The 15,209-nt window shown below is 67.6% G+C and carries 15 protein-coding genes; 5 read left to right on the top strand and 10 right to left on the bottom strand.

Annotation, left to right across the window (positions count from 1 at the left end):
• Positions 1–72: 72 nt before the first annotated feature.
• Positions 73–1,125 carry a hypothetical protein gene (locus DB30_RS21605; protein ID WP_052551963.1) on the top strand — a complete coding sequence of 351 codons (1,053 nt, stop codon included), beginning with the start codon at positions 73–75 and terminating at the stop codon, positions 1,123–1,125.
• Positions 1,126–1,162: 37 nt separating this feature from the next.
• Here the strand turns inward: DB30_RS21605 and DB30_RS21600 are convergent, their stop codons facing one another.
• The 3 genes from DB30_RS21600 to DB30_RS21590 are packed head-to-tail and all read right to left on the bottom strand — an operon-like array spanning position 1,163 to position 4,768.
• Positions 1,163–2,881, bottom strand: coding sequence for a hypothetical protein (locus DB30_RS21600; protein ID WP_146660006.1), 1,719 nt, complete (start codon positions 2,879–2,881; stop codon positions 1,163–1,165).
• Between the two features lie 10 nt (positions 2,882–2,891).
• Entirely contained in the window at positions 2,892–3,848 is a 957-nt protein-coding gene (locus DB30_RS21595; RefSeq protein ID WP_052551959.1) for a 2-hydroxyacid dehydrogenase, read from the bottom strand.
• Positions 3,845–4,768, bottom strand: coding sequence for a hypothetical protein (locus DB30_RS21590; protein ID WP_052551957.1), 924 nt, complete (start codon positions 4,766–4,768; stop codon positions 3,845–3,847). Before DB30_RS21590 ends, DB30_RS21595 begins: the two co-directional genes overlap by 4 nt.
• Before the next feature lie 92 nt (positions 4,769–4,860).
• Here DB30_RS21590 and DB30_RS21585 point away from each other — a divergent pair, with 92 nt between their 5' ends.
• Positions 4,861–5,283 carry a hypothetical protein gene (locus DB30_RS21585; RefSeq protein ID WP_146660004.1) on the top strand — a complete coding sequence of 141 codons (423 nt, stop codon included), beginning with the start codon at positions 4,861–4,863 and terminating at the stop codon, positions 5,281–5,283.
• A 12-nt stretch (positions 5,284–5,295) separates the two neighbouring features.
• Positions 5,296–6,270 (top strand): HEAT repeat domain-containing protein, encoded by a 975-nt coding sequence (locus DB30_RS21580; protein ID WP_052551953.1) that lies wholly within the window; start codon positions 5,296–5,298, stop codon positions 6,268–6,270.
• Between the two features lie 27 nt (positions 6,271–6,297).
• On the opposite strand, the gene pyrC is transcribed toward DB30_RS21580, so the two are convergent.
• The 4 genes from pyrC to DB30_RS21560 all read right to left on the bottom strand — a co-directional run bounded on the left by pyrC (position 6,298) and on the right by DB30_RS21560 (position 11,822).
• Positions 6,298–7,332 carry a dihydroorotase gene (gene pyrC, locus DB30_RS21575; protein ID WP_052551951.1) on the bottom strand — a complete coding sequence of 345 codons (1,035 nt, stop codon included), beginning with the start codon at positions 7,330–7,332 and terminating at the stop codon, positions 6,298–6,300.
• A gap of 17 nt (positions 7,333–7,349) precedes the next feature.
• A complete protein-coding gene (gene thrS, locus DB30_RS21570; protein ID WP_052551949.1) occupies positions 7,350–9,200 on the bottom strand; it encodes a threonine--tRNA ligase in 1,851 nt (616 codons plus the stop codon).
• Between the two features lie 85 nt (positions 9,201–9,285).
• Positions 9,286–10,728 (bottom strand): glycerate kinase type-2 family protein, encoded by a 1,443-nt coding sequence (locus DB30_RS21565; RefSeq protein WP_165703879.1) that lies wholly within the window; start codon positions 10,726–10,728, stop codon positions 9,286–9,288.
• A 113-nt stretch (positions 10,729–10,841) separates the two neighbouring features.
• Complete coding sequence (locus DB30_RS21560; RefSeq protein ID WP_146660002.1) at positions 10,842–11,822, bottom strand: hypothetical protein; 981 nt, start codon at positions 11,820–11,822, stop codon at positions 10,842–10,844.
• A gap of 29 nt (positions 11,823–11,851) precedes the next feature.
• On the opposite strand from DB30_RS21560, the gene DB30_RS21555 reads away from it, so the two are divergent.
• The gene (locus DB30_RS21555; protein ID WP_052551942.1) at positions 11,852–12,400 is read left to right on the top strand and encodes a gamma-glutamylcyclotransferase; all 549 of its coding nucleotides are present in this window, start codon (positions 11,852–11,854) and stop codon (positions 12,398–12,400) included.
• A 17-nt stretch (positions 12,401–12,417) separates the two neighbouring features.
• Complete coding sequence (locus DB30_RS21550; RefSeq protein WP_146659999.1) at positions 12,418–13,821, top strand: adenylate/guanylate cyclase domain-containing protein; 1,404 nt, start codon at positions 12,418–12,420, stop codon at positions 13,819–13,821.
• A 3-nt stretch (positions 13,822–13,824) separates the two neighbouring features.
• Here DB30_RS21550 and DB30_RS21545 read toward each other — a convergent pair whose 3' ends face one another.
• The 3 genes from DB30_RS21545 to DB30_RS21535 form a co-directional block, all read right to left on the bottom strand.
• Positions 13,825–14,181 carry a hypothetical protein gene (locus DB30_RS21545; RefSeq protein WP_146659997.1) on the bottom strand — a complete coding sequence of 119 codons (357 nt, stop codon included), beginning with the start codon at positions 14,179–14,181 and terminating at the stop codon, positions 13,825–13,827.
• A gap of 33 nt (positions 14,182–14,214) precedes the next feature.
• On the bottom strand, positions 14,215–14,514 hold the full coding sequence (locus DB30_RS21540) for a hypothetical protein (protein WP_052551935.1): 300 nt from the start codon (positions 14,512–14,514) through the stop codon (positions 14,215–14,217).
• Between the two features lie 77 nt (positions 14,515–14,591).
• The coding region (locus DB30_RS21535) for an FG-GAP repeat domain-containing protein (protein ID WP_165703878.1) at positions 14,592–15,209 on the bottom strand (618 nt) is incomplete at its 5' end.

Here is a 15,209-nt window from a genome sequence, read left to right as displayed (position 1 = left end):
GGCGAGGTCTCTCGCCCGTGCTTGGGTCGTTGGGCGCACTGCGTGCGCCCGGCGGCGGCAGACATGCAACGAATGAAGTTTTCACGGATCGGCGTGTGCGTGGGCCTCGTGTTCGGGCTTGGCTGTACGGACGAACCCGCGGCTGAGGGCGACACCATGACAACCGCCGAGACGGGCGACGGCGACGGTGACCCTGGCGACGGCGACGGCGACGGAGATCCTGGCGACGGCGACGGCGACGGCGACTCGGGTGATGGCGACGGCGACGGCGACTCGGGTGACGGCGACGGCGACGGCGACTCGGGTGATGGCGACGGCGACGGCGACGGCGATCCGCTCGAGTGCAGCGACCCCGCCCCGGAGTGGATCTTCTGCGACGACTTCGAGTCCGACGGCCCGATGGTCGCCGACGGCCGCTACTTCGAGTACGGCGACGACGAGGGCGACGTCGTCGTCACGCCGGGCGCCGGCTACGGCGGCTCTCAGGGCATCCGCACCCACTTCGAGGCCGGCGAGGTCGAAGCCGGCGGCATGAAGCTGGGGTTTGGGCGCAACCCCAACGGGTACATGAACAAGGGCATCCGCCCCAACGAGGACTTCCGCGAGATCTGGTACCGCATGTACCTGCGCAACGACGACGGCTGGACCGGCAACCCGGCCAAGCTCTCGCGTGCAACGATCTTCAGCTCGGCCGACGACTGGTCGCAAGCCATGATCGCCCACCTGTGGAGCGACGGCAACGAGCGCCTGCTGCTCGATCCGGTCAGCTGCATCGAGAATGGGCAGGTCGTGTGCCAGGGCTACAACGACTTCGCCAACATGAGCTGGCTGGGCAACTTGTCTGGCCAGACGCCGGTGTTCTCGACCGCGCTCTCGGGCCAGTGGTTTTGCGTCGAGGCCCACGTGAAGCTCAATGATCCCGGCATGCAAAATGGCGTGCAGGAGTTTTGGATCAACGGCGAGCTCGAGGCGCGGCGCGACGAGATGGACTTTGTCGGCACGTGGACGGAGTACGGCATCAACGCGGTGTTCTTCGAGAACTACTGGAACGACGGCTCGGCCCAGGATCAGGGCCGCGACTTCGACAACATCGTGGTCTCGACGGCGCCGATCGGCTGCCTGTGACGGAAGCGCAGTTCTGATCAGGGCAGATCAGGGCAGATCAGGGCAGACACACGCCAACGCCCTGGGCCTCGCCCAGGCCGTAGAACTCGGGCTCACAGTTGGGCAGCTCGGGTGGGCACTGATCGGACTGGCCCAGCTCACAGATCTGCGTGCAGCAGCCGCCGAACAGGCCCGCTGCACAGCCAGGCAGCTGTTCGACCGGCTCACACAGCAACCCGGGGGCGCACGAGACGAGCCCGCAGCTCTCGAGCAGCTCGACTTGGCCGCTTGGCAGACACACGGGCACGCCTTCGGCTAGCGGTGGATGGCAGCCGTAGCCATCCGCACAATCCTGCGCCAGCACGTCGCAGGGAACCCCGCAAAACCCCCAGACGCTGCACGCCTGTCCGCTGCTGCAGTCGCTGCCACTCTCGCACTGCGGCGTGCACCAGCCCTCGACCTGCCCCCCGCCCTCGCCCCCTAGACAGACACTGCCAGCGACACACACGGCCGGCTCATGGTCGATCTGTACGCATGGTTCACCGGACTGCGCGGGCTCGGGGATCTCGGGAATGCACTCCGACCACAGGGTGCACTGCTCGCCGCTCGGACAGTCTTGTTTGTCAAAGTCACACGGACCGACCAGACGGACGTCGAGGCTGTGACCGGCGTCGAGCGGGCCAGACCAGAGCACGCGATAGCTTCCGGGCCGAAGGTACATCCTGCCGCCCGAGCCGACCGGCCGCGCGTCCGTGGGGTCGAGGAAGTGGGGACCCTGCTCCTCCGGCATCGTCGTCCTGCAGTCACAGCGGGCGTAGCTCAGCTCGGTGCCAGCTGGAATCTCGCCCGCGACCTCGAAGCGCTCGAGACCATCGTCGTTGCCCTCGACCTCGAGCAACCACTCCACATAACCGAGGCCTTCGGAATCGCGGTCCTGGAACTGCGAGCGGACCCGCGGCGAGCTGCAGTCGAGGGTTGCTTGGAGGTGGTGAATACGACCTTCGGCGTCGATGCTCGGGTGCTCGCCGCGGCAACCGAGCTCTGCGGGGCTGTAGCCCTCGCTGCCCCAGTTGATGCTCGCGAACAAATCATCGTCGATCGAGCTGCCGAAGTGCTCGGTGTAGATGGTGCGGAGCTTGTCGGGCGAATCGCCCCAATACACCGATTCCATGAAGTCCTTGATCGGCTGGGGGCCGCGGGACTTCAGCAGCCATCGGATCAGCTCACCACCAAGGAAGTAGCCGTGCGTGGGAAGATCGCCGCCGCCGCGCGCCGCCAGCAGACTGTCGACATCGGGCAGCGACCAGGGGACCACGGGCTCGCAGACCGGCCGGCCCATAGCGACGGCCAACCCTTCGGTGAACAGCGCTGGCGCGTGCCGGAGGTTCGCGTTCGAGCTTCGACCGGCGCGATCGTGGACGAGTTCGTGCCAGATCGAGCTTGACCTGCGGCGAGAAAATATACGCGGCGGCCGATACTTCGCGCACCCGGCACTCCCGTCCGCGCAGTAGTGCTCGTAAAGTGTTGGGCTGCCCAGAATATACAGCTGCGTGACGCCCTTGCTTTGGAGCTCGAAGGTCGCGTCGATTCGCCGGATCTCTCTGTCGAAATCCGCGATGTCGCCCGCACAGATCGGCGCGTCGAAATCGACACCCACCGCGATCTGGTCGCCATGATAGGTCAGCTCGGGGAGCTCTGTATCGGATCCGCACGCAACGCTCGCGCACAAAAACAGCAGGGCCGAGCCCGAACTACCCCAACCTCTCGCAGGAGCCATCGCGGGCAGGCTAGCATGTGACGGGGTGGGGCAGCGGCTCGCCGCGAATCCCTGCGAGCAGGTTGAGGCACGCGAGCTCGGCCATGCGCCTGCGCGTGGTGTGAGTCGCCGAGCCGATGTGTGGCAAAATGAGACAGCCGGGGGCGGCGAACAATGGGTGCGAGGGCGGCAGCGGTTCGGGCGAGGTCACGTCCAGCGCAGCGCCGCGCAGGCGACCCTGCGTGAGCGCGGCCAGCAGCGCGTCTTGATCGACGATCGCCCCGCGCGAGGTGTTGATCAGGATCGCCTCGGCCTTCATTTTTTCCAGGGCGGCCGCGTTGATCAGACCTTGGGTCTCGTCGGTGAGCGGCACGTGCAGGCTGACAAAGTCCGCGCGGACCAGCAGCTCGTCCAAGCTCAGCCGCTGCGCGCCGATCTGCTTGGCCTGCGGATGATCCTGATCGCTGCGCCCGACATAGCAGATCTGCATGCCGAACCCGCGCGCCCGCTCGGCGACCGCGAACCCGATCTTGCCGAGCCCAACGACCCCAAGGGTGGCCCCGCGCAGCTCGACGCCCAGCCAACCATCGGGGCTCCACGCGTGCCAGCGACCTTCGCGGGCATCGAGCGCGGCGACATCGAGGCGCCGCGCGGCGGCGAGCAGCAGCGCCATCGTGAGGTCGGCGGTCGCGTCGGTCAGCACGCCCGGGGTGTTGCCCAGCGCCACGCCCCGCGCGGCGCAAGCTGGCAGCACCACGTTGTCGTAGCCAACGGCCATGTTGCTGACGACGCGCAGCGCAGGCAGGCGCACGAGCAGCTCGAGGTCGACAGGCATGGTCAGCAGCGACAGCAAGCCAACGACCTCGGGCAGCCGCGGGCTCGGGACGGCGTCGATCCCCACGATCACCTCGCAGTCGGCCTGGGCTTGGTCGAGCCGCGCGAGCCACTCGCGGGGCACCTCGGGTGGGACGATGACCAGGTGGGTCATGGCGCGGATCCGCCGATGGTGTCGGGCAGCTGCGCGAGCGCGACTTGGGCGTTGGGGTAGTGGTTCAGCTGCTCGGCCAACCACCGCGGATCATAGCGTTCCAGCACGTCGCGCAGCCCATGCCAGCACGGGCCGATCGAGCCATCGAGCTGACGCCGCAGCCAGAACCCCGCGGCCATCGGCGTGGTCATGGTCGTGCCGTCCCAGCTGCCGTTGAACGCGGGCATGCTGTGGGTGTAGCGACGCTCGAGCCAGTCGATCCCCTGGTCGCCGTTCGAGGTGTCGCGCAGGTAGGTCTGGGCCTCCGCTGCGATCGCGTATTGTTGGTGCAGCTCGAACAGGCTCACGGCCATCACGCGAAAGAATCGGTGGAACACCCGATCATAGGCCAATTGAACGGGGATCCCATCAATGTACTGATTGGGGGCAGGCAGCAGCTTGGCCCGGGCCCAATGGATGATCTCGGGGTTGACGGTCTCAAACGGCAAACTGCTGTTGGGCAAGGTCGCGCTGACGCCCGCGAACCGCTCGATCGGTTGCAGATCGCTGTAGCTGCGCGGGGGCTCGCCAATGATGTCGCCCACGCAATTGTTGAGGTTGCCGTAGTACAGGATGCCGCTGATCCCGGCCATGAAGGTGCCGAAGGCCCGGTCGTTGAACTCGAAGGGCTCACCGTCGTAGGTGAACATGTACTCGTAAGGATCGGTGAACCAGCAGCGGAACACTTGGATGGCGTCGGCCGACAGCGGCTCGAACAGGCGGCCGCCCTCGGGCTTGGGCTGCGACTCGACGAACACGGTATTGCTGGTGCGGGTAGCCGCGCCGGTGTCGGGCTCGGGCAGCGTCGCCGGCACCGTACGGCACGCGAGCGTGAGCATGGCGAGCGCGGCGAGGGGGAACACGGGGCGGAGGGGACCCATTGGCGCCGATCTAAGCACGGCCCCGAAGGCAAGGGTAGGGGAGCCTGGTCTCCGCTCGGGCGCGGGCTGTTGGCTTTGCTACTCTGGGCGGGATGACGAGCGCGTCCAAGCCCCCCGGTTTGCAAGTCCCGATGCTCCTGTGGGGGGCGATGTTGGTCAGTCACATCTTGTTCCTCGTCATTGCGCACGTGGCCCACGGGCAAGACGCCGGGGCGGGCGACCTCCAGACCCTGTCGATCGTGTTGACCAGCGTGGGTGTGATCGTCGCGCTTGGCAGCGCCCTGGCCGTGCCGCTGATCACCCGCGACCAGCTGTACGTCACCGCGCTGATCGTGCGCCTGGCTGCGGCCGAGTCGGTGACGATCTTCGGGCTGATGCTGGCGATGCTCGGCGCCGAGATGCAGTGGACCTACGCGCTGACCGCCCTTGGCGTGATGGCCCACATCGCAGCGTTTCCGAGCGAGCGTGACCAAGAAGCCCACGAGCAGCGGCGGTCGGGGTCTCGGGAGTCCTAGAAACCCAAGATCATGGCCAAGCGCGACCGTACCCTGGAGGCTCTAGAGCGGCTCGCCGAGGCCGTGACGGATCCGCACGCACCCGCGGCCCGCGCGGCGCTCAGCAAGGCGCTTGGGGCTCGCTCCAACCTGGTGGTCGCGGCCGCGCTCGAGGTCATCTGCGAGCACGAGCTCAGCGGCTTCGAAGCCAGCATGCGCGCGGCCTTTGACAAGGCGATGACCGACCCCGTCCGCACCGACCCCGGGTGCCGGACCAAGGTCGGGGTCGTCAAGGCGCTGGACCTGCTGAGCGAACCCGCGGACGAGCTGTTCTTGGCCGCGGTTCGCCACGTGCAACCGGAGCCGGTCTGGGGCGGCTCGCAGGACTCCGCGGTGGCGCTGCGTGGGATGGCGGCGATGGCCTTGGTCAACCGCCGCAACCCCGAGGCGATGATCGAGCTCGCGCGGCTGCTCGCTGATCCCGAGCGCGAGGCCCGAAGGATGGCCGCCGACGCGGTCGCAGCCAGCGGCGACGTGGCGGCGGGGGTGCCGTTGTTGATCCTGCGGATCCGCGCCGGGGATCCAGAGCCAGAGGTGCTCGGGGCCTGCTTCGCGGCGCTGCTGGCCCTCGACGCCGCGGACACGTTTGGGTTTGTCGTCGAGCACCTGCGCGGGCGCGATGAGCTGGTCGTCGAGGCGGCCGCGCTCGCGCTCGGGCAGGAGCGGCCGGCCGGGGCGTTGGCGGCGTTGCGTGCGTTCGTCGAGTCCACTTTGCTTGAGCCGCGTCGGGTTGGGCTGCTGGCGATCGCCATGTTGCGGACCGAGGAGGCGTGGGCTTACCTGCTCGAGCTCGTGGCCGAAGCGCCCGAGGGGCTGGCCCGCGGTGCGATCGAGGCGCTGGGGGTCTACCGCGAGCTGGGGGATCTCGCTGCGCGCGCGCGCGAGGCAGCGGCCGGGCGCGCCGACGGGGGCGCGGGGCTCGAGCGCAGCCTGGCCGAGCATTTGTAGACAGGCGCCAAGGAGCAGACGCGGAGATCAGACCCGCCAGCGAACCCGCTCACCGGCGCGCAGCGGGACCAGCAGCTCGTCGCCGAAGCTCAGGGTGTCCGGCACCGTCCACGGCTCGCGGACCAAGGTCAGCGTCGCGCGGTTGCGGGGCAGCCCATAAAACGCCGGCCCATGAAAACTAGCGAAGGCCTCGAGCCGGTCGAGCGCGCCGGCGTCTTCGAACACCTCGGCGTAGAGCTCGATCGCGGCGTGGGCCGTGTAGATCCCCGCGCAGCCACAAGCGCTGTGCTTGGCCGCGATCGAGTGCGGCGCGCTGTCGGTGCCCAAGAAGAACTTGCCGGTGTTGGCGGCCGAGGTCGCGGCCTGGACCAGCGCCTCGCGGTGACGCTCGCGCTTGAGCACGGGCAGGCAGTAGTGATGCGGCCGCAGCCCGCCGTTGAAGATCGCGTTGCGGTTGAGCAGCAGGTGGTGGGCGGTGATCGTCGCCGCGGTCAGCGGCCCGGTCTCGTTGACCCACGCGACCGCGTCGGCGGTGGTGATGTGCTCGAGCACGATCTTCAGCGCGCCGTGGCGGGCGCGCAGCCGCGTGAGCGCGCCGTCGACAAACCGGGCTTCGCGATCGAACACGTCGTCGGCCGGGTCAATGCTCTCGCCGTGGATCAGCAGCGGGACCGCGTGCTCGGCCATCGCCTCGAACACCGGCGCGAGCGCGTCGAGGCTGGTCACGCCGGCCTCGGAGTTGGTGGTTGCGCCCGCGGGGTAGAGCTTGACGCCGATGATCTCGGGCGTCGCCGCGACTTGCTGGATCTGCGCGGGGGTCGTGTCCGCGGTCAGGTACAGCGTCATCAAGGGATCAAACCCGGAGCCTGCCGGCCGCGCAGCCAAGATCCGCTCGCGGTAAGCGAGCGCCATGGCCACGCTCACGACCGGAGGCTTGAGGTTGGGCATCACCACCGCCCGGCCAAACCGGGCGGCGGTGTCGGCGATGACCGAGATCAGCCGATCCCCATCGCGCAGGTGGAGGTGCCAGTCGTCGGGCTGGGTGATCGTGAGGCGGTCCATCTCGCGCACCGAAGCGACTAGTCCAGAACCATCGCGCGGGTGGCGATCGCCTTGCGCAGCCGGGCCCGGAATTCCTCGAAGGGCATCGACTCTTGCTCGCGGCTGCCGTAGCGGCGCAGGGTCACCGAGCCGTCTTGCTCTTCGCGCTCACCGACGACCAGCGTGTTGGGGATCTTGCTGGTCTGGGCGGTGCGAATTCGCTTGTTGAGCGTGTCGGCCGAGAGATCCGGGCGGGCCCGCACGAAATCGCTGCGCAGCTCGTCGACCAGCTTTTGCGCGTAGCCGGCGAACGGCGCGGCGACCGGCATGACGCGGACCTGCTCCGGCGCCAGCCACGTCGGAAACGCGCCACCATAGTGCTCGATCAAGAACGCCACAAACCGCTCGTGGGTGCCCAGCGGCGCGCGGTGGAGCACCCAGGGGTGGACCTCTTCATCGTTGGCGTTGGTGTACACCAGCCCCAGCCGCGCGGGCACGCAGAAGTCCAGCTGGTTGGTGCTGGCCGTCTCTTCGCGGCCGGTGACCGTGCGGAACTGGACGTCGATCTTGGGCCCGTAGAAGGCGCCCTCGCCCTTGACCTCGCGGTAGGGCATGCCGATCTCGTCCATCGCCGCGCGAATGTGCCGGGTCGAGGCCTCCCACGCCTCGGGCATGTCGACGTACTTGTCCTTGCCCTTGGGATCGTCGGGATCCCAGGTCGAGAGCCGCATCCAATAGTTGTCTTGCAAGCCCAGGATTTCATAGACCCGACGATGCAGATCCATGACCTTCTTGAACTCGTCGCCGATCTGCTCCTCGGTACAATAGATGTGGGCGTCGTTCATGCACATGCCGCGGACCCGCAGCAGGCCCGACAGCGCGCCCGACTCTTCGTAGCGATAACAATTGCCGTACTCCGCCAGGCGCAGCGGCAGGTCGCGATAGCTGCGCGGCCGGGCGGCGAAGATCTTGTGGTGATGCGGGCAGTTCATGGGCTTGAGGGCGTACTGCTCGACGACCTCTTCGACCTCACCGCCCTCGACCTCGTGGCGCTCTTTGAGCTCGAGGAAGGGAAACATGCCATTGGCGTAGTAGGGCAGGTGACCGGTGCGGTAGTAGAGCCCGACCTTGGCCAACTGTGGGGTCACGACGCGCTCGTAGCCGTCTTTGAACTCGAGCTCGCGGGCCAGCTTCTCGAGCTCATCGCGGATCACCGTGCCGTTGGGCAGCCACAGCGGCAGGCCCTTGCCGATCTCGTCGTCGATGTGAAAAATATCTAGATCGCGGCCCAGCTTTTTGTGGTCGTTGGCGAGCGCGAGCTTGTGCTCTTTGATGCGGGCCTGCAGCTCTTCGGGGGTCTTGTAGGCCCACGCGTAGATCCGGGTCATCTGCACGTTGTCGCTGTTGCCGCGCCAGTAGGCGCCGGCGATGCTGCGCAGCTTGAACGCCCCGGCCGGGAGCTGCCGCGTGCTGTCGACGTGGGGGCCCTCGCACATGTCGAGGAATGGGCCGTTCTTGTAGAAAGACAGGGTCTCGAGGCCGTTCTTTTCGACGAGCTCGCGGGCGTACTCGAGCTTGTAGGGCTCTTGCATGTCCTCGCCGATCAGGCGGAACGCCTCTTGCGCCGGGAGATCCTCGCGCTCGAATTTTTGCCCGCGCTTGATGATGTGCTTCATCTTTTTCTCGAGCTCGGGCAGCTCCGCCTCGGTCAGCGGCTCGCTGAGCACGAAGTCGTAGTAGAAGCCGTCGGCGATCGGCGGGCCAAACCCCAAGGTGGTCCCCGGACGCAGCTCGAGCACCGCCTGCGCGAGCACATGCGCGAGGCTGTGGCGAATTCGGTAGAGTTCGGCTTCTTCGGCCGAGAGGTCGTTGTGGCTTGCGTCTTCCATGGGGCCCTACTCGATGGCGTCGGGGGAGCGCAGGGGTATACCCAGCAACCCCCTTCGGCGCCAGTGAGCGGCGCGCAGCCGCGGCCTAAGTGCGGAGCAAGAACGCCAGATCGCAGACGTTGGTGCCGGTTGGCCCGGTGCGCACCAGGTCACCGAGCGGCGCGAACACGCCGTGGCTGTCGTGTCGCGCGAGCGCGGCTGCGACGTCCAACCCGGCCGCGCGGGCGCGGGCGAGCGACTCGCCGGTGACCAGCGCACCTGCGGCGTCGGTGGGGCCGTCTTCGCCGTCGGTGGCCAGCGTGAGCAGGGCGACCCCCGGCAGGCCCGCGAGGCCCTCGATCGCCGCGAGCGCGAGCTCTTGATTGCGACCGCCCGCCCCGGTCTCAGTCCCAGTCTCAGAGTTGTTCGCGGTGCTCAGCTCGACGGTGGTCTCGCCACCGGTGATCAGACAAAACGGCGCCGCGACTGGAAGATCCGCGGGCGTGTCGGCCAACAGCTGCGCGAGCCTTCGGCCCTCGTTGGCCGCTGGCCCGCCGAGCATGGGAAGCAGCACGATGCTGTCCAGCCCCTGCGCACGCGCGGCCCTGCAGGCAGCCTCGCGGGCGTCGCCGTTGCGGGCGACGAGCACCTGGTACACGCCCTGCGGACGACCCGCTGGCGTCGTGGGCCATGGGGCCAGCGGTGGCGGCTCTCGCAGCGCGGCGAGCAGGGGCGCGTCCAGGCCCCGCAGCCGATCACCAAGCTCGACCAGCAGCGCCGCGTGGGCCTGATCGTCGTCGGCTTCGGCGTAGACCGTCGGCCCCGAGCCGATCAGCGCGAGCTCGTCGCCAACGACATCCGAGACGATCAGGCTGACGACGGTCGCCGGACACAGCAGCCGCGCGAGCCCGCCGGCCTTGAGCGTGTCGAACCGACGGCGGAGCTTGTTGATCGCCTGGATCGACACGTCGCGGCCCAGCAGGTGGTGAGTCAGCGCGCTCCAGTCGGCGCCCGCCAAGGTTGGCTCGCTCAGCAGCGCCGACGCCCCGCCCGAGATCGGACACAAGACCAGATCCCGCGGCCCAACCAAGCGAGCCTGGGCGCGCAGGCGGGCGGTGGCCGCAGCCGTGGCGGCGCCGGGGATCGGGTGATCTCCAACCACGATCTCGACCGGGCCGATCCGACCGCTCGGGTGGGCGCTGGCGTGCTTGACGATCACGACCCCGCCCGCGACCCGATCACCAAAGCGCTCGACGATCGCCTCGGTCATCGCCGCGCTCGCCTTGCCCGCGCCGAACACGAAGATGCGACCATGCTCGGCCTCACCCGGCGCGCTGGGGTTGGCGGCCAGATCAAACACGAACTCGCCGACGACCGCCGCCTCACCGTGGGGCTTGATCAGCCGATGGGTGTGGCGCAGCACGCAGGCGCGCGGGTCGACGGCCGCCAGCGCGTGCGCGGCGACGTGGGCGAGCGCGCGGGTGTGGGGCGCTCGCGTCAGGCATGGGCTGTCTGCCAACAGCCGCTCGATCCATGCTTCAACCTGCATCGTTGGCGGCATCGTACCGTAAGCGCTCGCGGGGGCCGTGCTCCGAACCTGGCAGGCGAGCCCAAACGCTCGCCTGGCGGCCCTACAGCAGTCTGGGCTTGCCTGGGCTCGACCTAAACTTCGAGCGCGCAGGTGGTGAAGGCCTCGCAGGTCTCGGAGGCCGTGCAGGTCTCGAACGACGCGCGCACGGGCTCGTCGCCGCTGTCGAGATCCTTGCCGCACTGCACGGCGCACTCCACATAGGTGCTGGTCATGACCTGCTTGAGCTCGGCGAGCTCCTCGGGCTCGAGCTCCACGCTCTCTTGCTCGGCGCCGCAGACGATCGCGCGGGTACAAAACGCGTCGCAGGTCTTGCTGATCCCCGGGGTCAGCCCGCCGGGATCGCCGTAGTCGGTCTCCGCCCAGCTGTTGAGGCAGCTCAGCATGCCCTCGCACGAGGCGTGGTCGATGCAACCGATCAGCTCCGCCCGCGCTTGGCTGGCTTCCGGGGTGGTCTCGCACTGCAGCAGGCAGGTCTCGTCGAGCTCGTTGCGGTGGGCCTCGTCCTGCATGCACACGGGATCGAGCGCGAGCTCTTCGCCGCCGTCTGGCTTGGTGGTTCGGGGCTTGCGGGCGCCAGCGTCCGACTCGCAGACCTTGGCGATCGCGCAGGCGCTGGCCTGGCTGCACAAGTTGGTGCAGCTGCGATCGCCAACCGGCGCGACCGCGGCCAGCCACGAGCGCACGCTGGGGGTCCCGACGCAGCCCCAGTAGGCGTTGCACGAGTCGAGCTTCAGGCAGTCGCGCAGGGCCAGGCTCGAGCTGCGATCTTCAAAGCTCGCGCACGCTGGCTCGCAGGCCTGGGCGAGGCGCGCGACGATCTCGGTGGGGTCGCTGTCGACGTCGCTGGCGAGCTCGGGCACGCAGCGCTCGAGCCGACGACAACCCGCCGAGCAGATCCCGGGCGCGTCGATCTTTTCGTCCGCGACCTCGACTGGGGACTGATCCGGCTCTTCGCTGGTCGTGGGCGGGCGGCGGCAGCCACTGAACAGCGCGCCACAAGCGAGGGCCAAGACCAGCGCCACCGGCGTGGGCGGCCTGCGACGGTGGGGCATGGGCGGAGTGTAGATTAAGATGTTGGTCCATGTCCGCCGACGCAGCACCGCTTTGGATCTTCGGATACGGCTCGCTGGTCTGGCGGCCCGCGTTTCCCCACGTCGAGCGCCACCCGGGCTTCGTGCGCGGCTTTGCCCGGCGGTTCTGGCAAGGGTCGACGGACCATCGGGGCGTACCTGGGGCGCCTGGACGGGTCGTGACGCTGTTGCCCGCCGCCCCGGACCAGCGCTGCTGGGGCACCGTGTACCGGGTCGAGCCCGGCAGTGAGCGCGAGGTGCTCGCGGGCTTGGACCACCGCGAGCAGGGCGGCTACGCGCGCGAGCGCGTGGCGGTGACCCACGCGGGCGGGCAGATCCGCGACGTGCTGGTGTACCTGGCGACCCCCAGCAACCCCGAGTGGCTTGGCGACGCGCCGCTCGAACAGATCGCCGCGCAGATCCTCGCGAGCGTCGGGCCAAGCGGCGCGAACGTCGAGTACCTGCTGCGCCTGCACGACGCGCTGAACGAGATGGGCGGGCCCGATGATCACGTGGCGGCGCTCGCGGAGTTGGTGCGCGAGCGAGTCGGCGAGCGGTGATATGGTCGCGTGAGATCATGTCCATCACGGTCGACACGACGCAGCTCAGCGAGGCGCTCTCCCAGCTCGAGGGGGCGCGCGCGTGGCCGGCCGGGCTGATCGAGCAGCTGGGCGAGCTGATCCGCGAAGGCACCGACGAGGCGGTGTTTCAGATCAACCCGGTCAGCTACGCGACCACCCGCGGCCACACCCCCGAGCTTGGCATCGAGCTGTTCTTGCACGCCGCGCGCGCGGGCCTGATGCAGATCGACTGGAGCCTGCGCTGCTGTGGCTGCGGTGAGCTCGTGGCCAATCGTGGCGGGCTCGCGCAGCTCGATCGCGACTTTTACTGTGATTCGTGCGCGCGCAGCTCGGCGGCCAACCTCGACGAGAACGTGGAGATCGCGTTCACGGTGGTCCCAAGCATCCGGGCGCTGCGGTTTCACGCGCCCGACTCGCTCTCGCACGAGGACTACTTCTTTCGGTTTCGGTTCTCGCGCGACATCGTGATCCGCGGGCTCGACAAGACGCTGACCAGCTTCTTGCGCGAGCAAGTCCTGGTGTTGACCTGGCTCGAGCCCAACAGCGAGCAAGTGTTCGAGCTCGACATTCCCGAAGAAGGCTGGGTGGTCGGGCACCCGCGCACGATGATCACGACATTCGGCGCGCCAACCACCGAGGTCCGCGAGCTCACCCTCGACTATCGTGATCGCGCGTTCGAGCCCCGGCCAGAGCTCGCGCCTGGGCCGGTGCGCTTGACCTTGCGCAATTCAACCCAAGCGCGGGTCCGGGTGTTGAAGTACTTCACGCCGATCGTGACCTACTTTGACTACCTGCCGCACCTCAACGGGCGCCGGCTGCTCAACAACCCCGAGTTTCGGCGCTGCTTGGGCACCGAGGTGGTGCGCCCGGGTACGGGGATTCCGGTCAAGGACTGCACCTTGCTGTTCACGGATCTGCGCGGCTCCACGGCCATGTACGACCTGATCGGTGACAACGCCGCGTTCGAGCTGGTGACCGAGTCGTTCGAGTCGATGGCGCAGATCGTGACCCGCTGCGGGGGCGTCGTGGTCAAGACCATGGGCGACGCGATCATGGCTTCGTTCAATCATCCGGCCGACGGGGTCCGGGCCGGGCTGCAGATCATCTTGAACGACCACGGCGAGCTGCAGCCCAAGGTGGGGCTGCATCGCGGATCGTGCATTGTCGTCAATCAAAACGACATGGTCGATTACTTTGGTCAGACCGTGAACATCGCCGCGCGGGTCCAGAACGAGGCGGCGGGCAACGAGCTGTGCCTGACCGAAGCGATCTGGGAGGACGTGCGCGAGGATCAGGCGGTGGCGGCCTCGCTGACGGAGTTTGGCGAGCTGCACCGCGAGCTGCGAGCGCTCAAGGGCGTGACCGAAGCGGTGCCGCTGTACCGCGTGCGGGTCCGCTGAGCCCTACTCCTGCTCGCAGCAGCACTTGACCGTGCTGTTGAACTGCCACTCGATGGGCTCGTCGCACTCGTGCTCGATCTCGATGCCGGTGCGATCTGGATCCTCACATAGGGAGATATCGTAGTAAATTCGGTAGGTATACCCCCCACACCCGTTGGCGACACACGAGCTCCCTTGCGCCTCGCAAGCCTCGGCGCAGGTCGAGATGTCACTCATCACGGAACATTCGGCATAGGTTGGGGTGCAGGCGCCGGCCTTGCACTCGCCGACGCCCGGGAAGTTGGGGCCGGCGGGTTGGCACATGCCGTCGCAGTCGGAGTCGATCGGGCGGGCGCTGCACGCCGCCACCAGGAGGCTCAACACTGCAATCGTCTGCCTGCTCACCATCCGCCCCTACTCCTGCTCGCAGCAGCACTTGACCGTGTCGTTGAGCTGCCACTCGATAGGCTCGTCGCACTCGCGTTCGAACAGAAGTCCGGTGCGATCAGGATCCTCGCACAACGTGATGTCGTAGTAGAGCCGGTACGTATACCCCCCACACCCGTTGGCGACACACGAGCTCCCTTGCGCCTCGCAAGCCTCGGCGCAGGTCGAGATGTCACTCATCACGGAGCATTCGGCATAGGTTGGGGTGCAGGCGCCGGCCTTGCACTCACCGACGCCTGGGAAGTTGGGCCCGGCGGGTTGGCACATGCCGTCACAGTCGGAGTCGATTGGGCGGGCGCTACACGCCGCCAGAAGCGTCAACAGAATCAGAGCATCACGCCGCATCAGTACGCTCCCCCGAAACCGACGGGATAGGTGCCAGCTGGCGTGGTGAGTGGTGGCTCGCACGCGAAATCGAGGTCGTTGGGCAGGCACCTCCACAGCGGGCTCTCCAAGTTTGGGTCGTCGGGTTTGTACCATAGAATGTCGGAGCAGCCGTCGTCATCGAAGTCGGCTACATAGGGGCTGTAGTCCCGGTGAGTCGACAAGACGCGAGACGTGTAGGTCTCGTCTTCGGTGAAGTACCAGATTTTCGACGTCACGTGTACGGTCTCCGCGTAGGCAGCGAACCAGAGGATGTCATCGATCCCGTTGGCATCAAAGTCGCCGACAAATGGCCGATAATCATGTGCAACTTGGGCGCTTGAGGCCGCGAAGAAAATTCCGTCTGCGTCGCCCTGAGACCACCACATGAGGTCAGCCCCATCACCGGCCGAGTACCAGAAGATGTCGGTCAGCGCGTCCCCGTTGAAGTCCCCGACGATCGGCATGTATTCGACACCCTTGTCGTGACCCAGCGATCCGGTGTCAGAGGGCCCTTTAGCAACAAACTTGAAGGTCTGGTCCGTCCACCGCCACGACGATATCTCACCGTTGTGTGGATCATACCAAATAATATCATT

This window comes from Enhygromyxa salina, assembly GCF_000737335.2.
Taxonomy (GTDB): domain Bacteria; phylum Myxococcota_A; class Polyangia; order Nannocystales; family Nannocystaceae; genus Plesiocystis; species Plesiocystis salina_C.
This window is presented reverse-complemented; position numbering and strand designations above follow the sequence as displayed.